Origin of the sequence: Stappia sp., from assembly GCF_040110915.1 — a bacterium.
GTDB lineage: Bacteria > Pseudomonadota > Alphaproteobacteria > Rhizobiales > Stappiaceae > Stappia.
The window spans coordinates 180,577-200,524 of sequence record NZ_CP157793.1; the positions used below are offsets into that span (position 1 = coordinate 180,577).

The following is a 19,948-nucleotide window of genomic DNA, read 5'->3' on the forward strand; positions in this document are numbered from 1 at the left end:
CCAAGGGTGGCGCCATCCATTCCGGCCAAAGGAGTTGAAAGCATGACCGAAACCAAGACCGCAGCCGCGGCGCCGGCGCCGAAGACGGCCCGCGCCAAGACCGCCAAGACGACCGAGTCGACGGTCACCCCGTTCCCGAATTTCGAGGCGTTCACCATGCCGAAGATGGAAATCCCGTCCGTTTCCCGCGAGATGGCGGAAAAGGGCATCGAGCAGGCACGCGACGCCTACGCCAAGTTCAAGACCATGGCCGAGGAAGCCACGGACATGATGGAAGACAGCTTCGAGACGACCCGTCGCGGCGTCCTCGACTTCAACCACAAGGCCGTGGACAACGCCAAGACGAACACCGACGCGACCTTCCAGTTCGTGAAGGATCTGTTCGAGGTCAAGTCCGTCGCCGACATGATCGAGCTGCAGACGAGCTTCGCGCGCAGCCAGTTCGAGACGCTGACCGCCCAGGCCAAGGACATGCAGGAGCTGTCCACCAAGCTCGGCAGCGAGATGACGGAGACCGTCAAGGACGCCGTCGAGAAGGCGTCGAAGGACTTCAAGGCGGCGTAAGCCCTGCGCGGCGGAAAAGGCCGCGACCCAACACGCCGGGCTCTGTCCGGCACGACCCGGCGCCCTGTGGCGCCGGGTTTTTCTTTGCCGGGCGGCCCCTTGTGCTGCCTCTTGTGCTGCCTCTTGTTCCGGCCCCATTTCCGGCCCCTGTGCCGGGCCGCAAGGCGCGCTTCGCGCCGGCTGTGGACGAGAGCGCCGCGCGCGTGCGCCCCTCTTGCATTCGGCGCGGTTTCAAACTAGGTTCCGCCACCGAAATACAGTGCAGACGTAGCTCAGTTGGTTAGAGCGTCGGATTGTGGCTCCGAAGGTCGTTGGTTCAAATCCAACCGTCTGTACCATCTTCTCGGGTTCGACCGTTTCCCCGAGCATTTTCAGATCCCGGTCATCATCAGCAAAATCGTGATTGCCAGACCCTGCCGGAGCGGATGCCGGCTTGTGCGCCCGATCGCGCCTGTGCGCCCGATCGCTCGCGATCCGTTGACCGGCTCGGGCGTTCGATTGTCGGCGCTGTTCTTGCGCTGCACCATAAGCTTGAAAAACACGCCCGGTTCACAAGAAAAATGACAGCTTCAAAAAAACAGGCCTGCAGCTGATTGTTCACTTGAACGTGGCTTCAGCCTTGTTATTTTTGCCGAAATTCTCTCGAGACGAAAGTTATCGAATTCGTGAGTTTGCGGCGGCTGGATCTCAACCTTCTTCTGGTGTTCGACACCGTCTATGCAACGCGCAGCAACACACGCGCGGCGGAAAAGCTCGGGGTCACACAATCGGCGGTCAGCAATGCGCTGCGACGCCTGCGCGAGCATCTCGACGACGCGCTGTTCGAACGGAAAGGCGGCGACTACGTCCCCACGCCGCGCGCCGACCGGCTGGCGCCGGCCGTTCGCCAGGCCTTGCAGGCCATCGAGACATCGATCGACGTCGGGCAGGGCTTCGACCCGGTGACCAGCGACCGGGTCTTCTCGCTGCTTTTGCCGGATTCGATCGAGCTTCAGCTGCTGCCTCCGCTGATCTCGGACGTCGTCGACAAGGGGTACGGGATCGCCTTTCGCACGGCGCCGCTGTTCAACATCGACATCGCCGAGACGCTGGCGTCGCGGCGCGCCGATTTCGCCATCGTTCCGAACCCCATTCACGATGCGCATGTCACCAGTGCCTATCTGTTCGACGAGGATGTCTGTCTGGTGTGCCGGGCCGATCATCCGGAGTTCGGCGCGGTCGAACGTTTCACGCTGAAGGACATGCCGCGCGTGCGTCTCGCCAGCCTGGACGAGAGCCTGCGCCGCACGACGCACACCGAAAGCGAGATGCGCGAAAAGCAGGTGGCGCGGACGATGACCTGCACGGTGACCCGTCTGTGGTCGCTGCCGGGGCTCGTCGCGCGCACCGATCTCTTCGCGGTGCTGCCGCGCTCGATGGCCGAAAGCCTGCGGACCGCCTTCGGCCTCAAGCTCTTCGACCTGCCGCTCGAGCGCCCGGCGCAGCAATGGCATCTCGTGTGGCATCGCGATTGCGAACAGGACCCCGGCCACCGCTGGATGAAAGACCGGATCAAGGACGTCTTCGCCACGCCCGCCTGACGGACGCGGACCGCGCCGCCCGCCTTTCCACTCGCCGGGTCGGGCCGCGCTTTCTCGGGCGCGCGACTCGCCGCAAACTCGACCTTCGATGAAAGCGACCGCGGGCTGCGCGGGCGCCAGCCCCGGGGGAGGCAGAACGAGCACGCAAGGCTTTGCTAACCACGCGGGCCGATGCGCGCCGGCAGGTCTTGAAACGGGGGGCGTCGAACCGAGATACCCCCGATGACCGACGGGCTCGGTGCACGACGGACGGGTCGTCAGGCGGGCCGGCGCGGTGGATGCATCGCCGGGCGGTCGGCGGTCAGGCGACCCCTGACGGGGGACCCCGCACAGGCGATCCCTGGCAGGCGATCCCTGGCAGGCGCCCCCTGGCAGGCGACCCCAGACAGGCGATCCTTGAGGAGCGCGCGGAGTGGTGAATGCAACGCAGCCCGTGCCGGGAGACGAAGCGGCGCGGCTCGACGCGCTTCGCGCGCTCGGCATATGGCACACGCCGGACGATCCGGCCTTCACCGCGATTGTCGAGACGGCGGCGGACATGCTGTCGTGTCCCATATCGCTGGTGTCTCTCATCGGCGAGCGCGCGCAGTGGTTCAAGGCCCGCGTCGGGCTGCAGATCGACGGCACGCCGCGCGAGAATGCCTTTTGCCGTCATACGATCCTGCAGGACGATATGATGGTGGTCGAGGACGCGCGGACAGACCCCCGGTTTCGCGACAACCCTCTGGTGACCGGCGCGCCGGGCATCCGCTTCTACGCCGGCTGTCCGGTTCATGCCGACGGCGGGCATGCGATCGGCACCCTCTGCGTCATCGACACCGTCCCGCGCCGGGCCGCGGAGGTGCCCTTGCACCGGTTGCGCCGGCTTGCGACCGTGGTCGAGGGGCTCCTGCGCGCCTATCGCGCCTCTGCTACGGCCGAGCGCCAGCGCGCGGCGGCGGACCGGCGCGAACGCTTGCTGCGGCAGATCGAGACCATGGCGGAAATCGGCGCCTGGCGGGTCGATGTTGCAGAGGGCAAGCTGACCTGGTCGGAGCAGGTCTTCGCCATCCATGATCTGCCTGTGGGCGATCCGCCGGGCCTTGCGGAGGCCATCGCCTATTATCCGGGCGCGGAGGCGGACAAGGTCACCGAGGCGATCTCCTCGGCGCTGGAGACGGGCGAGCCCTTCTTCATCGAGGCGACGCTGCGCACGGCACGGGGCCGCGACCGGCGCGTTCGCTTCATCGGCGAGGTGACCGGCGCGCCGCCGCAGGCCGGGGCCGGCCCGGAGGCGGAGACGCGCGAGATCAGCGGGGTCATCCAGGACGTCACGGAGCAGCACGAGGCCGAACGCCGGCTCTGGGAAAGCGCGCATGTGGACGCACTGTCGGGACTGGCCAACCGGGCGCGGTTCAACATGCGCCTGGCGGAAGACCTCGCGGCGGCGGCGCGGAGCGGACGCGCGCTTGCTCTCATCCTGATCGACCTCGACGGCTTCAAGCAGACCAACGACACCTTCGGCCATCAGGCGGGCGACGAGGTCATCCGCGTCGTTTCTTCGCGTTTGCGCGACTGGACGGCGGACGAGGGATTGTGTTCGCGCATCGGTGGCGATGAATTCGCGATCCTGATGACCGTCGAGGCGGACGACGCAGCGCTGGACCGGCGTGCGGAAGATCTGTTGCGCGCGATCCGCGTGCCCATCGTCTTCTCCGGCGCGACCCTGCATGTGGGCGCCTCGGTGGGCGTCGCGCGCGCGCCGGAGGATGCAGGGACGCCGGAAGATCTGCTGAGATGCGCCGACATGGCGCTCTACCGGGCCAAGCGCTCCGGCCGTGGCATGGTGCGCGGCTACAGCGCGGAGGTGGGCACGGTCTTCGACAGTCGTCGGGCCGCCGTGGATCTGGTGCGCACGGCCGTGCGCACCGGCGTGCTGGAGCCGCATTACCAGCCCATCGTCCATCTCGACAGCGGCCGGATCGCGGGGGCCGAGGCGCTGGCGCGCATCCGCACCGATGACGGCTGGCTCGGACCGGACGTGTTCGGCGCCGCCTTCCAGGACCCCGACTGCGTGCGGCTTCTTGACGAGACCATGTTTCGTCTGGTGACGCAGGATGTCGGCGCCTGGCGGTCGCGGGGCCTCGATCCCGGGATCGTCAGCCTGAATGTCTCGGCCGCGCGATTGCAGGCGCCGGGCTTCGTGGAGGACGTCCTGCAGCGGTTGCGGGCGCTTGGCATCCCAGGCGGAGCGATGCGCTTCGAGATCCGCGAGGACGTCCTGTTGAGCGACGAGCCGGGACGGATCGAGCGCGTGTTCAAGGCCCTCGGCGCGGCTGGCGTGACGATCCTGCACGACGACTTCGGCTCCGGTCTCGCATCGCTGACCCGGTTGCGCGACCTGCGCATCGAGGGGGTCAAGATCGGCCGGGACTACATCGTCGGGATCGCGGACAACCCCGAGGGCCAGGTGATCGTGAAGGCCATCGTCGATCTGGCGCACAGCATGGGACTGCGCATGGTGGCCGAGGGCGTCGAGGCGCCGGCGGATCTGGCCTTTCTGAAGAAGATCGCCTGCCGCAAGGCGCAAGGCTTTCTCTTCGACCCGGCGCTGCCGGCCGAAGCCTTCGCCCGCCGGCTCGCCGCGCCCGACGCGCGCGCTGCAGGCGACGGCGGCTGAGCGCGACCGCCAAACAGCCGGATAGGTCGCGCATCGTCTTTCATGAATGCAATCCGAAATTGCACTTCTCGCTCATCCTCGCCGAAAATGCACGCGGGTCGTCCCCCTGACGGCCGCGCCCGCGCGCTCTCGCAGGCGCGGTGGCGGGCGCCGCCGACCCCTGGCGTGAAACACGGTGGCACGGATGGTCACGGCCACCGCGGGAGAGACAGCGGGAGATGGAGATGGACGCAACGACCGCGCCGGAGATGACGCAGGCCGCCGCCGCTTTCGACGACTTGCTGGTGGCGGCGGTGTTTCGCAGCTTCGCCCGTCTAGCGGCAGACGAAGTCGCGCCGCTGCGCGGGCAGCGGCTTCTCGACGTGGCCTGCGGCACGGGCGTGCTGGCGCAGGAGCTTGCCGCGCGACTCGGCGATCCGGCGGGCGTCGTCGGCGTGGATGCCAACCCGGCGATGCTGGAGATCGCGCGGCGTGGCGCGCCGGAGATCGGCTGGCAGAGGGCGGATGCCGCTTGCCTGCCCTTCGAGGCGGAACGGTTCGATCATGTGGTCTGCCAGTTCGCCGTGATGCTGTTCGACGATCCCGAGGCCGCGCTGTCGGAGATGTGGCGCGTGCTGGCGCCGGGCGGCGCGCTGACGGTGCTCGTCTTCGACGCCCTGGAGCGAAACCCGGTCTATGACACGATCGCCGCACGGTACGGGGAGTGGATCGGGCCGGTCCTGTCGCAGGCGCTGCGCGCCGCCTTCTCGCTCGGCCGCGAGGGCGATCTCGAGGCGGTGTTCCGCGCCGCCGGGACGACCGCGCCGACCATCCGCACGCATACGATCACGGCGCGGTTTCCCTCCGTGGAAGCCCTTGTGCTGTCGGACGTGAAGGGGTGGTTCCCCTTTTCCGGCGTGACGCTCAAGCAGCCGGTGATCGACCTGATCGTCGCCGACATGAAACAGGCGCTCGCGCCGCATGTGGCGGCGGACGGGTCGCTGTCCTTTCCCGTCGCCGCGCATATGGCGCGGGCCGTTCGTCCCTGAGGTGGCGAACGGCCGACGGACACCGGCCGCCTCGCCGCTTGCGGCGCACACGCCTTCGCGTCACTCTGGCCCCGGACGCAAGCCGGGGGCGGGGACGCAATGGCCGAGGGGCCGGGAGAAGGCACAGGTGAAGGCGCAGGAAGCGGCTCGGTAACGGGCTCGGGGGCGGCCGACTATCGCCTGCGCCGGCTGCTGGAAGCCTATTACGATCTGACGCTGCAGATGCAGGACCGGCTGCAGGTGCGCGACGTGAGCGACGTGCTCATGCTCGTGCTGGTGGCCGTGGGCGACCTGCGCGGTGCCCCGGTCGATGCCGAATTGCTCGCCGAGAAACTGGACAGTTCCCGCTCGACCGTGGAGCGGCGCCTGCGCCCCTATCTGGAACGCGGGCTGGTGTCCAAGGGGCGGCGGGGAAAGTCGGTCGTCTTTCAATGGACGCCGGCGGCGGACGCGGCCCATCTCGACGACACGGGCGCGCCAGGCGCTCCGCCGGACATGTCCGCGGACATGGTCCGCGCGCTCATGCGCACCGTCTTCGACATCGCCAATGATTGAGGCTTGGCAAGAGGCGTTTTGCCCAAATATGTGGAAAACGCGCGGTTGCCCCCAATTTACAGGGCGTAACCTGTCGATTCGGTTACGTCCGGGCGTTGCAGCGCGTTGAAACGCGCCCTTGAATCGGCATGCTTCGTCAAATTGACGAAACAAAACACTGAAGGGGGATGGGATGACCGACTCAGGCGACGCGCTGTCGACCCAGGCGCACCGTATCCTGCGTCTCTATGAGATGTTCTTCAGTCTCATGTTCCGCTTCATGGAGGAATACGAAGTCAAGGATCTGGGTCAACTTATGATCCTGACCACGATTGCCATCGCGAATGCCAACAAGATCGATGCGGATATTGAGATGATATCGGAGGAAACCGATATTCCCTATTCGACTGTACGCCGAAAGATCGAGAAAATGTGTTCGGACGGGATCCTTGACATGCGAAAAGAGAACCAGAAGCTTTTGTTTTCTGTTTCCGGTGAGATGAATTTCGCCCATCCTGAGCAGGAAAAAGCAGAGGTGAATAAAAGATTTCAGAATGATGTTATTGATATTCTTGTTGGGTCTCTCACTTCAATAATACTGGAGAAAAGGAAGTAATAATCATTTTGAAAACATGAAAAAATTGACGCGTTAAGGTTTTGTTAATTATAAAATACGCATAGTCGAGGTCGAGCTTACTGGCCGACGACGAACCACGCGGGGCGAACCCGCGGCATGAGGATCACGGCGGTCTCGATCGCTTTAGGCACAAACGAACGGCTGGGAACCGGCGCGGCGCGGGCATGCGCGGCACCGGACAGGGCACCTGTGTATCGCGTTCTGGTGACGGGCTGGCCGGCAGAAGAAGCAGAAGAATAGGGGCATCACTATGGCATGGACCCAGGAACGCGAAGATCTGTTGCGCAAGCTCTGGCTGCAGGGCCTGAGCGCCAGCCAGATCGCTTATGTCATGGCCGGCATCACCCGCAACGCGGTGATCGGCAAGGCCCACCGCATGGGGCTGCCGAAGCGCTCGCCGGCGACGAGCCATCGTCCCAAGCCGCGTATCCAGCGGGGCAAGCCTTCGCTCGCGCTGGTCGGCAGCAAGCCGGCGGCCCGCGACAATGCCTCCGACGTCCAGTACCGCAAGCGCTACGATCTGGAACTCGAGCGCTCGGCGTTCGAGATCGAGCACAGCGACGTCAGTGCCGAAGATCGCATGACGCTGATGACGCTGACCAGCCGCTCCTGCAAGTGGCCGATCGGCGATCCGGCCGACCCGGATTTCCACTTCTGCAGCCGCGACGCGGACAATGGCCGCTCCTACTGCGATTTCCACCATCGCCTCGCCTATCAGGGCGTGCGCCGTCGTCGTCCGGCGGCAACGGCCGAGCAGCGCATCGAGGCGCCGCTCCCGGCCATCCGCGCCGCCGGCTGAGCCGCGGCCCGCGCTCGCAAAGCGTACACGGGTACGACGTCGTCTGGTCTCCCTCCCAAGCAGCCGATGTTGACCCCTGGCGGGGCTGGAACACCAGCCCCGCCTTTTTTGTTTGCGCGGTCGGACCGCGCGGGGGCTGGTGTTCCAGCCCCACCTTTTGTCTGCGCTGCCGGGCCGCGCGTACTCCTGCGCGTCGTCCCGGCTGGAGCGCAGCGGAAAGCCGGGATCGGGGAGCCCCGAAAAGGCGGTTCCTGCTCCCGGGCATCCGAAGCGACGTGCCGCTCCGCTCCCTCTTCTCCGGCTTAGCCTGCGTGGGACGCGCGCGAGTCGTGACGGGCGGCCGCGCCGGTGCGACCACCGGTGCACAAGCGGCAGGACTTTGATTTCGCGCATTGCTTCCGGCGCCGCGGCGGCGACACTGGGGGCACATCCAATGCTGTGACGAAGGAGACGGTGCGCCCATGACCGCACACCATGGCTTGAAGAAGATCCGGCTCAACCTGGCCCGCACGAAGGAATTTCCGAACGGCTCGTCGCGGCACGGCTACGAGTTCATCGCGCCGCTCGATGCCGAGGATCACATCGACGCGGTGCAATGGAAGAAGCACCGCGACGAATGCCGGGTGCGTCGCTTCTGGGCCGACGAGGAAGAGGACATCGGCCATCTGCTGCACCGTCCGGGCGGCTCCTGGGCCTTCCACTATGACATCGGCGGCGACGAGGACGACGAGGCGGGCTACCGCTTCGGCTCGCACCCCTTCCGCCCCGGCGAATACGTCTCCATCCGCGACGAGGACGGCGACCTGCACACCTTCCAGGTGGTGACCGTCCAGGATCTGTGATCGTCCGGGTCCCGGACCTGCACCGCGCGATAATGCCGTGACGGCGGTTGCTCATTCCGTTTTGGAATGGGTTGCCGCCGTTCCTGCTTTTGATTGCGGCGCGCATCCGGGGTTATATCCGGAGAACGCGGATCGGCGGGGCGAAAACAACCGGAAAGGCAGGTCATGGACAGGATCTCGGAGGCGGAAGGGACGACGGCACCGGGAGGCGCGCTTTTGGTGCGCGCGCTCGAGCAACTCGGGGCGGAACGGGTGTTCTGCGTTCCCGGCGAAAGCTATCTGCCGGTGCTCGACGCGCTGCATGACGCCAGCATTCCCGTGACCGTGTGCCGCCAGGAAGGCGGCGCGGCAATGATGGCCGAGGCCTGGGGCAAGATGACCGGGATGCCGGGCATCTGCATGGTGACGCGCGGCCCGGGCGCCACCAACGCCGCCGCCGGCCTGCATGTGGCACAGCAGGATTCCACGCCGATGATCCTCTTCGTCGGCCAGATCGAGACGGGCATGCGCGGGCGCGACGCCTTCCAGGAGGTCGACTACCGCCAGATGTTCGGCGGCATCGCCAAATGGGTGGCCGAGATCGAGGATCCGGCGCGCATTCCCGAAATGCTCTCGCGGGCCTATCACACGGCCACCTCCGGGCGCCCGGGGCCGGTCGTTCTGGCGCTGCCCGAGGACGTGCTGGCGAAAGGCGCGGGCGTGCCGGACCTTGCGCCCTTCGTGCCGGTCGAGACCCATCCCGGCCTGACCCAGATGGCCGATCTGCAAAAGCGGCTGTGGGCGGCGAAACGCCCGATCGCGATCCTCGGCGGCAGCCGCTGGAGCGAGCCCGCGCGCGCCGCCTTCACGCGGTTCGCCGAGCGCTTCGATCTCCCCGTGGCCTGTTCGTTCCGCCGCCAGATGCTGTTCGATCACGACCATCCCAATTATGCGGGCGACGTCGGCATCGGCATCAATCCGGCGCTGGCTGCGCGCATCCGCGAGGCGGATCTGGTGCTTCTGGTCGGCGGCCGTCTGTCGGAGATGCCGAGCCAGTCCTACACGCTGTTCGACATTCCCGTGCCGGCGCAGACGCTGGTGCATGTGCATGCCGGTGCGGAGGAACTCGGCCGCGTCTATCGTCCGGCGCTGGCGATCCATGCCTCGCCCAACGGCTTCTGCGCGGCGCTGGAGGCCGTTCAGCCCCCGGTCGAATGCCCCTGGCCGGGCGCGGCGGAGGCTGCCCATGCAGATTATCTCGCGTGGTCGGGGGCGCGTCCGCGCGTGCCCGGTGCGCTGCAGATGGCCGATGTCATGGACTGGCTGGAGAGCCACCTGCCGCGCGACGCGGTGTTGACCAACGGCGCCGGCAATTACGCGACCTGGGTGCATCGCTTCCACCGCTTCCACGAGATGAACACGCAGCTTGCCCCGACCAGCGGCTCGATGGGCTACGGCCTGCCCGCCGCCGTCGCCGCCAAGCTGAAGTATCCCGAGCGGACGGTCGTCTGCTTTGCCGGCGACGGCTGCCTGCAGATGACCATGCAGGAGTTCGGCACGGCGGCGCAGGAAAAGGCGGCGCTGGTGCTGGTGGTCGTCGACAACGGGATGTACGGCACGATCCGCATGCACCAGGAGCGCGACTTCCCGGGGCGCGTGTCGGCGACGACGCTGGTCAATCCGGATTTCGCGGCACTGGCGCGCGCCTATGACGCCCACGCGGAAACGGTGGAGACGGCGGAGGCCTTCGGCCCGGCGTTCGAACGGGCGCTGGCCTCGGGCAAGCCCGCGCTGCTGCACCTCAAGCTCGATCCGGAGGCGATCACGCCGGTGAAGAGCCTGAGCGAGATCCGCGCCGGGTAAGGCGGTCCAGTCGCGGCCGAGAGGCGCCCGCGCGCCTCAGCCGCCGGCCGCTGCGCTCGCGACCGGCAGGGTGACCTCGGCGATGGCGTCGTCGTCGGGCGACGACTTGATCGAGAAGCCGAGCCCCGTGCACATGGCGAGCATGGTGGTGTTTTCCTTCAGCACCTCGCCCTTGATCGTCTCGATGCCGTCGGCGGCGGCATAGTCGATGATGAGCTGCATCAGCGCCCAGCCGAGGCCGACGCCCTTCAGCGACGATTGCACCAGGATCGCGTATTCGCCGGTCCGATGGTCCGGGTCGGCGTGCAGCCGCACCACGCCGAGGATCTCGCCCGTCGCCGGATCGGAGGCGGCGAAGGCCATGGCGCGCGAATAGTCGAGCTGGACGAGCCGCGCCATGAAGGCGTGATTGAACTCCTTGACCGGGGCGAAGAAGCGCAGGCGCAGATCCTCCGCCGACACATGCTCGAAGAAGCGGCGGTAACGCTCCTCGTCTTCCGGGCGCACGGGCGCGACGAAGACGTCGGACCCGTCCTTGAGCGTCAGCGTGCGTTCCCATTCCTTGGGGTAGGGGGCGATCGCCAGCCGCGAGGTGCCGTGGCGGCCGGCGCGCTGCGCCGGCTCGGCGATGGCGACCCGGGCGTCGAGCGCGCAGACCCCCGCGCCATGGGCGACCAGCGGATTGATGTCCATCTCCCGGATTTCGGGAATGTCGGTGGCGATCTGGGAGATCTTGACCAAGGTCAGCGCGATGGCGTCGAGATGCGCGGGCGGGCGGTTGCGAAAGCCGTTCAGCAGCTTGACGATCCGCGTCTGGCGCAACAGGGCCTGCGCCAGGTTGAGGTCGAGCGGCGGCAGGGCGAGCGCGATGTCGCCGACGATCTCCACCGCCGTGCCGCCGTGGCCGAACAGCAGCACGGGCCCGAAGGTGGCATCGTCCGCCATGCCGACGAACAGCTCGCTGGCGTGGCTGTGCACCAGCATGGGCTGCAGCACGATCCCGGTGATCCGGGCCTGCGGGTGGGCGGCCGACACGCGGTCGATCAGCTCACGCGCCGTCGTTTCCACCGCCTCCGGCGTGTCGAGATCGAGCACCACGCCGCCGACGTCCGACTTGAAGGGGAGGTCCGGCGAGACGAGCTTGAGCGCGAGCCGATCGCTGCCGGTCAGCATCTCGCGCGCGATCTCCGCCGCCGCTTCGGGCGTCTCGGCAAGGCGCGTCGGCACCTGCGGGATCGCGTAGGCGTCAAGCAGTGCGGCCACCTCCGGCGGGGTGAGCCAGGTCCGCTCCGCGTCGAGCGCGGCGCGGACCAGCTCCCGCGCGCGGGCGACATCGGGGGAAAAATCGTCCGGCAGGCTCGGCGGGGCGGCCATCAGTTGGTCGCGGCCCTCGGCGTAGCGGGCAAGGTGCAGAAAGGCGCGCACGGCCTCGAAGGCGCTGCCATGGCAGGGCACGCGCGCCGCATCAAGCGCCTGGCGCGGCAGCGGCGCGCCGGTGGCCAGCGACACGAGCAGCGGTTTCTTGCGCCCGTAGCTCGGCCGATAGGCGGCATAGGCGGCCGCCAGCGCATCGGCGGTTTCGGCGACCGGCGCGAAGGCGGAGGGCGCGGCGACCACCAGCACGCCGTCGACCGCCCGGTCCGACAGAAGCGTCGTCGCGGCGGTGGCATAGTCGGCCGGCGCGGAGGTTTCGTGCAGCGCCAGCGGATTGGCGCCGTCGCGCCCGGGGCGCTGAAGCGCGGCCAGCGCCGCGCGACTGTCGGGCCCGAGATCGGCCAGCGCGCCGCCCTGCCGCTCCAGCTGGTCGGCGGCGATGGTGGCGAGACTGCCGCCGGTGGCGACGATGGCCAGACGGCGCCCGGCGCCCGGCTTGATCCGGGTCACGGTTTCCGCCGCCTGGAACATCTCGTCGATGTCGTCGACGCGCAGGACACCGGCCCGCGCCAGGGCGGCATCGAACACCGCATCCGGGACGGCGAGCCGTCCGGCATGGGTGCGCCCCTCGCCGCGCGCCTCGCGGCTGGCGCCGGAGCGCAGCACGATCACCGGCTTGGAGCGGGCGGCCGCGCGCGCGGCGGACAGGAACTTGCGCGGATTTCCGATGGTTTCCAGATGCACCAGGATCGCGCGGGTGCGGTAGTCGAGCGCGAACCAGTCGAGCAGGTCCGACACGTCGATGTCGGTGCGCTGGCCGAGCGACGCGACGGCGGAAAAGCCGACGCTGTTGGACGCCGCCCAGGCGAGCGTCGCGTTCACGATGGTGCCGGAGCGGGCGATGAAGGCGAGGTCGCCGGCCTGCGCGTGGGTCACGCCCAGATGCGCGGCGAGGCGGGCGGCGGGCGCGGCGACGCCGAGGCTGCCGGGGCCGAGCAGGCGCAAGGTATTGGGGCGCGCCGCCTGAAGCGCGGCCGTCACCTCCGCCTCGCTCCAGCGGTCGTAACCGGGCGACAGGGCGATGGCGGCGCGGGTGCCGGCGTCGCCGGCGGTGCGGATCGCCTCGGCGGCCTCGGACGGCGCGCCGACGTAGAGCATGAGATCGGCCGGCGCGTCGAGATCCTGAAGCCGGCGTTTCGGCCGGAAGCCGTCGGGCACGTCCTTGCCGCAGCCGACGACCGTCATGGGACCGCGAAAGCCGCCTTGGGCGAGACGGGTGAGCAGCAGGTCCAGCGCGGCCTCGCCGATCCGGTCGGGGCCGACGACGGCGAGCGATGTCGGGCGGAAGAGGCCTTCGAGATTGCGCAGGGTCACGGGAAACGTCCTTCGGCTTCAGCCCGTCCGCGCACCTGGCCGACGGCATCGATCCTTCGGCGCCTTTCGGCGACGCCTCCCCGGGCACTGTGTATCCGATTCACGACGGTTCGATGGCACTCCCGCGCCCCCGTCCGCCGCGACCAGGTGTCGCGGCGCCCCCGCGAGACTGTCCGCCGCGACCAGGTGTCGCGGCGCCCCCGCGAGACTGTCCGCCGCGACCGGGTGTCGCGGCGGGCAGACGCGCCGGTCAGTGAGCCATCAGCACCGGAACGGTCATCGCCGCGAGGATGTCCCGCGTCGCGCCGCCGAACAGGAACTCGCGCATGCGCGAATGGCCGTAGCCGCCCATGGCGATCATGTCGATGCCGTTGTCCGACACGTAGTTGAGGATCGCGTCGGCGACGCCCGACTGCGGCCGGGGCACGACGTCGATGGTCACGTTGAGCCCGTGACGGGCGAGATAGGTGGCGATGTCGGCGCCCGGCTGGCCGGCGGCCGCCTTGCCGGTCTCCACGATCATGACCGTGACCTTCTCCGCCATCTGCAGCATGGGCAGGGCGGCATGCACCGCGCGGCTCGCCGTCGGGCTGCCGTCCCAGGCGACCATGACGTTCTTCATCGGCAGGCCGCCGCCGATGTAGGGCACGACGAGCACGGGAACGCCGGCCTCGAACAGCACCGATTCGATCAGCATCTCGCGCATGGGCTCCGGATCGTCCGGGTTCTCCTGGCCGATGACGACAAGGTCGGTGAGCCGGCAATGGACAAGCACCGGCTCCGTCGAGCCGCCGGTGATGAGCTCCGCCGTGCGCACCTCCGCGGAGGCGCCGGCCTTGCGGGCCATCTCGGTGAAGACCTCGCCGGATTCCTTGGCGGCCTTCAGCGCCTGGTTGCGGGCGATCTCCACGTAGTCGGGCGGCATGGGGGCCGCGATGAAGCCCGGGACCACCGGCTCGAAGGCGACCGTCAGCCCCGTGACATGAGCGCCGGTGCGGGTGCCGAGTTCCAGCGCCACCTGCGCGGTCTTCTGTTTGCCGCTCAGATCGACGAGCGTTGTGATGTCCTTGATCGCCATATGGATATCCCTCCGTTATCCGGCCGGGCGCATCCGTCACGCATCCGCCTCCGGCCGATCCAGACCCGGACGTTAGGACGAGGATCATGACCGATCCTTGACCGGGATCAATTGCTTGTGAAGAGAGGTGGGGTTTTCCCGCAGGCGCCACAACCGCATCGCGGGACGCGCGTACGCGGCGTGGTCGGTTGCGGATCAAATGCAAATCAGGGTTGATTTTGAATTAAACGAATAAAACTGAAGTCTCCGTGGCGCGTAGAACCCGTCGTGTCCGGCCTGACATCCGGTCGGGCGCGCCAATGTGAATTTTTCGTAATGTAAAAACGGAGGCATCTTCATGCGTAAATCGATCATCGGTCTGTCTGCTGCCGCGTTTCTTGCCATGGCGGGTGCCGCCAATGCGGCGAACATCGTCGAAACCGCGAAGGAAGCGGGCTCGTTCTCCACGCTTCTTGCCGCCGCGGAGGCTGCGGGTCTCGCCGAGACGCTGGCCACGACCGGGTCGCTGACGGTCTTCGCGCCGACCGACGAAGCCTTCGCCGCCCTGCCCGAGGGCACGGTGGAAAACCTGCTGAAGCCGGAGAACAAGGATCAGCTCGCGGCCATTCTCAGCTACCACGTCGTCGGCAGCGAGGTGACGTCCGACATGATCGCGGACGGGACCAGCGAAGTCGAAACGCTCAAGGGCAGCGGCGACCGCACCATCGAGGTCGTGAAGTCCGGCAGCGGTGTGACCGTCGACGGCGCCAATGTGGTGACCGCCGACATCAAGGCGGACAACGGCGTCATTCACGTCATCGACGCGGTGATCCTGCCGTCCGATTGATCTTGCGCGGGCGCCGGTCCCGCGTGAACGGGGCGGGCGCGTCTTTCAAACGCGGCCGGCGCGTCGGCGCCGGCCGTTTTTGTGGTGGCTGAGCGACGCAAGGCGGTCTCGCCGCAGGGCCGCTCTCGCGACCCGTCCTGCGTCACACCGCCTTCATCGCCTCGCGCGCGATGATCAGCCGCTGGATCTCCGAGGTGCCCTCGTAGATCGTGGTGATCCGCGCGTCGCGGGCGAAGCGTTCCAGCGGATAGTCCTGGATGTAGCCGGCGCCGCCGTGCAGCTGCAGCGCGGTGTAGGTGGCGCGCTGCGCGGCTTCCGAGGCGAAGAGCTTGGCCATCGAGGCCTCGCGGCCGAAGGGTTTGCCGGCGTCCTTGAGGCTTGCCGCCTGAAGGATCAGCAGCCGTGCCGCCTCGAGATCGGTCTCCCGGTCCGCGATCATCCATTGCACGCCCTGCATGTCGGCGATCGCCTTGCCGAACTGCCGGCGCTCGGCGACATAGGCCTTGGCCCGCTCCATGGCGGCGCGCGCGATGCCGAGTGCCAGCGCCGCGATCCCGATGCGCCCGCCGGCCAGCTCGCCGACCGCGATGCGGAAGCCGTCGTTGAGCGTGCCCATCATGGCGCTCGCCGGCACGCGGCAGTCCTGGAACAGCACCTCGTTGGTGGCCGATCCCGTCTGCCCCATCTTCTTTTCCGCTTTGCCGACGACCACGCCCGGCGTGTCGGCCTCGACCAGGAAACAACTGATGCCACGGCCTTTCGGGGCGTCCGGATCGGTCACCGCCCAAACGACGAAGACGCCGGCGTATTCCGCCGAGGTGATGTAGAGCTTCGCGCCGTTGAGCACATAGTGATTGCCGTCGGCCACGGCTTTCGTCTTCATCGCGGACGGGTCGGAGCCGGCCCCGGCCTCCGTCAGGCAGAAGGCGCCGGCGGAATAGGTGCCGTCGGTGAGCTTCGGCAGATAGGCCGCCCGCTGCTCGTCCGACCCCACCGCCTGGATCACCTCCGCGACCATGTTGGACACGGACACCGTCACGCCGGTGGAGGCGCAGGCCCGGCCGATCTCCTCCACCGCGAGGGCGAAGGCCACCGTGCCCGCGCCCGTGCCGCCATGGTCCGGCGACACGTTGAGCCCCATGAAGCCGTTTTCCGCAAGGCAGCGCAGATTGGCGAGAAAGGCCTCCCGGCCCTCGCCCCGGTCCAGCTCTTCGGCAAGCGGGGCGATCCGGTCCTCGGCGAGCCTGCGCGCCGTGTCCTGGATCAGGGTTTCTTCTTCACTCAACGAAAATTGCATTGGCGTCCTTTCCGGTCATTATGGGGCCGGTCAATGTGGGGCCGGTGATGTGTCCCGCATCGCGGATCGTCTTGCCCCGCAACGCGCCGTCGGGCAGGACGCCGCTCCGGCGCGTGCCGCCGCACTCGGATCGCTCCGCGCGCCTCCCCGCAAACCGCCTGCCGAACACGGCCATGACGATACGAAACACATATGACCGCAGCCCGGGCAAGTCCACGACGGATATGTCAGAGCGTGCAATATGGCGGAAAAACGTTTTCTGGTTGCGCTGGGCCTGGGCGCTGCCGCCCGTGCTTGTCCTGGTGGCGGCGGTCTTTCTCGCCGACTGGGTGCAGGGCCGGGTGCAGGCCGACAGCGACACCCGCGCCCGCGAGCGGCTGACGCTCTATCGCGAGTCGATCCTGCGCGAACTCGAGCAGTATCGCTATCTTCCCTATGTGCTTGCGCGCGACCCGAGGGCGGTCGGGGTGCTGGTCGACCCCGGCCGGGTCGATGCGACCAACCGCTTCCTGAAGGAACTGGCGGCCGCGACCGGCGCCGAGGCGCTCTATGTCATGAACGCGCAAGGACGGACGGTCGCCACCAGCAACTTCGACACGGCTTCCTCCTTCCTCGGGAGCAACTATGCGTTTCGCCCCTATTTCGAGGCCGCGATGGCCGGCGAGGAGGGGCGTTTCTTCGCGGTCGGCGCGACGACGGGAAAGCCGGGCTTCTTCTTCGCCCGCGCCACGCCGGAGGGCGAGCCGCGCGGCGTCGTCGTGGTGAAGGTCGACATGGACCGGCTGGAGCGCAGCTGGCGCGACGGCGGCGAACTCGTCGCACTCAGCGACGTGCATGGCGTGGTCTTCCTGAGCGCCCGCGACACCTGGCGCTACGCCTCCATTGCGCCGCTCGAGGACATGGTGGTCGCCGCCATCCGCGAAAACCGGCAATACGGCGGCGTGCGGCTCGCCACCTTGCAGCGCGGGCCGGCGCGCGCCACCGAACTGGTCATCGACGGCACGGCCTTTCGCCAGACCCGCCTCAAGGTCGGTCTGCTGAACTGGACGATCCATTACTTCACCCCCATGCACGAATTGCTGGCGCCGCGCGGGGCGGTCTGGGCGGGGGCGGTGACGCTCATCCTGCTCTATGCGATCGCGCTGCTGGTCGTGCGCGGCTGGCGGCTGCGGCGGGTGACCGCCGGCCTGCGGCGCGACGCGGCCGCCTTGCGCGATCTGAACCGGCGGCTGACCGAGGAAGTCGAGGAACGCCGCCGCGTCGAGACGGAGCTGCGCGCGGCGCAGTCCGACCTGCAGCGCGCCAGCCGGCTGGCGGCCGTGGGAGAGATGTCGGCGGCGGTGGCGCATGAGCTCAACCAGCCGCTCGCCGCGCTGGGCATGTTCGTCTCCGGCGCGCGGCTCTATCAGGAGCGCGGCGAGACCGGTGCGGTGCGCGAGAATCTCGACGAGATCGATGCGCTGCGCAAGCGCATGGCGATGCTGACGCAGGATCTCAAGCGCTTCGCGCGTCCGGCGGAATCGCGGATCGAGACGGTGGACCTGCGCGACTGCGTGAAGACGAGCGCCAAGCTGGTGCAGCCGCGCATCGCGGAAACCGGCGTGGAGCTGCATCTGGAGTTGCCCGACACGGCCCTGAGCGCCGACACCGCGCCCTTGCGCGTCGAACAGGTGCTGGTCAACCTGCTGCGCAATGCGATCGACGCCTGCCAGGGCGTCGGGGAACCCCGGGTGGAGGCCCGTGCCTGGGCGGAAGGCGGCCAGGTCCGCGTGGAGATCTCCGACAACGGCACGGGCATTCCGCAGGATGCGCAGACGCGGGTGTTCGAGCCGTTTTATTCGACCAAGCAGGCGGCCGGCGGCCTGGGGCTCGGGCTTGCGATTTCCGCCCGGATCGTCGATGACCTCGGCGGAACGCTGACGGTTTCGGAAAGCCCGGGCGGCGGGGCGGCCTTCGTTCTGGCGCTGCCTGCGACCGGGTGCGACGCGCGGGCGCCACAGCGCGACGGCGAGGCCGCAGCCCGTGAGGCGAGCGAGGCGTGAGCGAAACGTGAGCGAGACGCAAGGAAGCGAGACGCAAAGAGCCTGGGAGGGCGCCCCGCCGGTGCTTGTCGTCGATGACGACCCGGCCATGCGCGCGGGCCTCAGGCAGTGGATGCGGCTGGCCGGGTTCACGCCGATCGAGGCCGTGGATGCCGAGACCGGGCTGGACAGGATCACCGCCGAGTTTCCCGGCTGCATCGTCTCCGATGTGCTGTTGCCGGGCGCCAGCGGGCTGGATCTGCTGCGCAGGGCGAAGGAGATCGATCCCGATCTGCCGGTGGTGCTGCTGACCGGTCATGGCGATGTGGCCATGGCGGTGGAGGCCATGCGCCAGGGCGCGGCGGATTTCATCGAAAAGCCCTTCGACCCGGACGTCGTGGCGGCGGTGGTGCGTCGGGCGGTGGACCATCGCCGGCTCGTACTGGAAAACCGCGCGCTCACGCGCCGGCTGGAGGACTTGCAGGGCCTGGAGGCGCGGCTCATCGGCGAAAGCCCGGAGATGCGGCGGCTGCGCGAGGAGATCGCGCATTACGCGGCCACCGAGGCCTCGGTGCTGATCATCGGTGAGACGGGCACCGGCAAGGAGGTGGTGGCGCGCGCCCTGCATGAACTCTCGCCGCGCGCGCAAGGCCCCTTCGTTGCGGTGAATTGCGCCGCCTTGCCGGACACAATGGTCGAGGCGGAACTGTTCGGCCATGAGGCCGGCGCCTTCACCGGCGCCGACCGGGAGCGACCCGGGCGGATCGAACAGGCGGACGGCGGCGTGTTGTTTCTCGACGAGATCGTCTCCATGCCGCTGGCGCTCCAGCCGAAGCTCCTGCGCGCGCTCCAGGAGCGCGAGGTCGACCGTCTCGGCGGGCGCGGACCGGTGCCGGTCGATCTTCGCGTCGTCAGCGCCGCCAACACCGACCCGCACGCGGCCGTGGCGGACAACCGCCTGCGCGCCGATCTGCTCTATCGGCTCAACGCGGTGGAGATCCGCATCCCGCCGCTCAGAGAGCGCGGCGGCGACGTGCATCTCCTGTTCGACCGGTTCCTCAACCGTTTCGCGGCCGACTATGGCAGCGCGCGACCGGTGCTGAGCGACGAGGACCTCGCCTTTCTGGCCTCCCACACGTGGCCGGGCAACGTGCGCGAGTTGCGCAATCTGGCTGAGCGCTTCGTGCTGGCCACGCCCATGGGGCCCGTGTCCCTGTCCACGCTGGCGAGCGGCGCGCGCGACCGGACGGGGGCGGTCGCGCGCGGTCGCCTCAAGGATCTGATGGAAGCCCACGAACGGCGGATCATCGCCGACGCCCTGTCCCGCCATGACGGATCGATCGCGGCGGTTCTGGAGGAACTCGACCTGCCGCGCCGCACGCTGAACGAAAAGATGAGCCGGCTGGGCATTTCCCGCCAGGGCTGAACAATTCTCGTCAGGGGCGGAACCGGAAACGGCGGGCGAGCCATGGCGCCCCGGCAAAGCGCGACGA

Annotated in this window: 15 protein-coding genes and 1 tRNA gene; 13 read left to right on the plus strand and 3 right to left on the minus strand. The window is 68.3% G+C overall.

Features of this window, described 5'->3' with window-relative positions:
* Window positions 1-42: 42 nt before the first annotated feature.
* The 10 genes from ABL312_RS00830 to ABL312_RS00875 all read left to right on the plus strand — a co-directional run bounded on the left by ABL312_RS00830 (window position 43) and on the right by ABL312_RS00875 (window position 10,485).
* Window positions 43-564 carry a phasin gene (locus ABL312_RS00830; RefSeq protein ID WP_349359478.1) on the plus strand — a complete coding sequence of 174 codons (522 nt, stop codon included), beginning with the start codon at window positions 43-45 and terminating at the stop codon, window positions 562-564.
* 261 nt (window positions 565-825) lie between these two features.
* Window positions 826-902: transfer RNA gene (locus tag ABL312_RS00835), tRNA-His, on the plus strand.
* A gap of 327 nt (window positions 903-1,229) precedes the next feature.
* Complete coding sequence (locus tag ABL312_RS00840; RefSeq protein ID WP_349359479.1) at window positions 1,230-2,144, plus strand: LysR family transcriptional regulator; 915 nt, start codon at window positions 1,230-1,232, stop codon at window positions 2,142-2,144.
* 412 nt (window positions 2,145-2,556) lie between these two features.
* A complete protein-coding gene (locus ABL312_RS00845) occupies window positions 2,557-4,803 on the plus strand; it encodes an EAL domain-containing protein (RefSeq protein ID WP_349359480.1) in 2,247 nt (748 codons plus the stop codon).
* Between the two features lie 224 nt (window positions 4,804-5,027).
* Window positions 5,028-5,831 (plus strand): methyltransferase domain-containing protein, encoded by an 804-nt coding sequence (locus tag ABL312_RS00850; RefSeq protein WP_349359481.1) that lies wholly within the window; start codon window positions 5,028-5,030, stop codon window positions 5,829-5,831.
* Between the two features lie 99 nt (window positions 5,832-5,930).
* Window positions 5,931-6,386, plus strand: coding sequence for a hypothetical protein (locus ABL312_RS00855; RefSeq protein ID WP_349359482.1), 456 nt, complete (start codon window positions 5,931-5,933; stop codon window positions 6,384-6,386).
* A gap of 172 nt (window positions 6,387-6,558) precedes the next feature.
* Window positions 6,559-6,981: a hypothetical protein gene (locus ABL312_RS00860; protein ID WP_349359483.1), complete on the plus strand. Its 423-nt coding sequence runs from the start codon at window positions 6,559-6,561 to the stop codon at window positions 6,979-6,981.
* A 271-nt stretch (window positions 6,982-7,252) separates the two neighbouring features.
* Entirely contained in the window at window positions 7,253-7,801 is a 549-nt protein-coding gene (locus tag ABL312_RS00865; RefSeq protein WP_349359484.1) for a GcrA family cell cycle regulator, read from the plus strand.
* A gap of 461 nt (window positions 7,802-8,262) precedes the next feature.
* On the plus strand, window positions 8,263-8,643 hold the full coding sequence (locus tag ABL312_RS00870; protein ID WP_349359485.1) for a hypothetical protein: 381 nt from the start codon (window positions 8,263-8,265) through the stop codon (window positions 8,641-8,643).
* Between the two features lie 165 nt (window positions 8,644-8,808).
* Entirely contained in the window at window positions 8,809-10,485 is a 1,677-nt protein-coding gene (locus tag ABL312_RS00875; protein WP_349359486.1) for a thiamine pyrophosphate-binding protein, read from the plus strand.
* A 36-nt stretch (window positions 10,486-10,521) separates the two neighbouring features.
* Here ABL312_RS00875 and ABL312_RS00880 read toward each other — a convergent pair whose 3' ends face one another.
* Entirely contained in the window at window positions 10,522-13,233 is a 2,712-nt protein-coding gene (locus ABL312_RS00880; protein ID WP_349359487.1) for a GNAT family N-acetyltransferase, read from the minus strand.
* A gap of 250 nt (window positions 13,234-13,483) precedes the next feature.
* Entirely contained in the window at window positions 13,484-14,311 is an 828-nt protein-coding gene (locus ABL312_RS00885) for a universal stress protein (RefSeq protein ID WP_349359488.1), read from the minus strand.
* Window positions 14,312-14,648: 337 nt separating this feature from the next.
* On the opposite strand from ABL312_RS00885, the gene ABL312_RS00890 reads away from it, so the two are divergent.
* Window positions 14,649-15,137 carry a fasciclin domain-containing protein gene (locus ABL312_RS00890; RefSeq protein ID WP_349359489.1) on the plus strand — a complete coding sequence of 163 codons (489 nt, stop codon included), beginning with the start codon at window positions 14,649-14,651 and terminating at the stop codon, window positions 15,135-15,137.
* Between the two features lie 142 nt (window positions 15,138-15,279).
* Here ABL312_RS00890 and ABL312_RS00895 read toward each other — a convergent pair whose 3' ends face one another.
* Window positions 15,280-16,434: an acyl-CoA dehydrogenase family protein gene (locus ABL312_RS00895; protein WP_349359490.1), complete on the minus strand. Its 1,155-nt coding sequence runs from the start codon at window positions 16,432-16,434 to the stop codon at window positions 15,280-15,282.
* Between the two features lie 263 nt (window positions 16,435-16,697).
* On the opposite strand from ABL312_RS00895, the gene ABL312_RS00900 reads away from it, so the two are divergent.
* Both ABL312_RS00900 and ABL312_RS00905 read left to right on the plus strand, forming a co-directional pair.
* Window positions 16,698-18,476, plus strand: a complete 1,779-nt coding sequence (locus ABL312_RS00900) for an ATP-binding protein (protein ID WP_349359491.1) — start codon at window positions 16,698-16,700, stop codon at window positions 18,474-18,476.
* A gap of 7 nt (window positions 18,477-18,483) precedes the next feature.
* A complete protein-coding gene (locus ABL312_RS00905) occupies window positions 18,484-19,881 on the plus strand; it encodes a sigma-54 dependent transcriptional regulator (protein WP_349359492.1) in 1,398 nt (465 codons plus the stop codon).
* The last annotated feature ends 67 nt before the right edge of the window (window positions 19,882-19,948 follow it).

What these genes read in the sequence shown, in the direction of transcription:
- ABL312_RS00890 (WP_349359489.1), top strand. Translation starts at nt 14,649, where the DNA reads ATGCGTAAATCGATCATCGGTCTGTCTGCTGCCGCGTTTCTTGCCATG.
- ABL312_RS00870 (WP_349359485.1), top strand. Translation starts at nt 8,263, where the DNA reads ATGACCGCACACCATGGCTTGAAGAAGATCCGGCTCAACCTGGCCCGC.
- ABL312_RS00865 (WP_349359484.1), top strand. Translation starts at nt 7,253, where the DNA reads ATGGCATGGACCCAGGAACGCGAAGATCTGTTGCGCAAGCTCTGGCTG.
- ABL312_RS00875 (WP_349359486.1), top strand. Translation starts at nt 8,809, where the DNA reads ATGGACAGGATCTCGGAGGCGGAAGGGACGACGGCACCGGGAGGCGCG.
- ABL312_RS00850 (WP_349359481.1), top strand. Translation starts at nt 5,028, where the DNA reads ATGGACGCAACGACCGCGCCGGAGATGACGCAGGCCGCCGCCGCTTTC.
- ABL312_RS00885 (WP_349359488.1), bottom strand. Translation starts at nt 14,311, where the DNA reads ATGGCGATCAAGGACATCACAACGCTCGTCGATCTGAGCGGCAAACAG.
- ABL312_RS00830 (WP_349359478.1), top strand. Translation starts at nt 43, where the DNA reads ATGACCGAAACCAAGACCGCAGCCGCGGCGCCGGCGCCGAAGACGGCC.
- ABL312_RS00860 (WP_349359483.1), top strand. Translation starts at nt 6,559, where the DNA reads ATGACCGACTCAGGCGACGCGCTGTCGACCCAGGCGCACCGTATCCTG.
- ABL312_RS00855 (WP_349359482.1), top strand. Translation starts at nt 5,931, where the DNA reads ATGGCCGAGGGGCCGGGAGAAGGCACAGGTGAAGGCGCAGGAAGCGGC.
- ABL312_RS00895 (WP_349359490.1), bottom strand. Translation starts at nt 16,434, where the DNA reads ATGCAATTTTCGTTGAGTGAAGAAGAAACCCTGATCCAGGACACGGCG.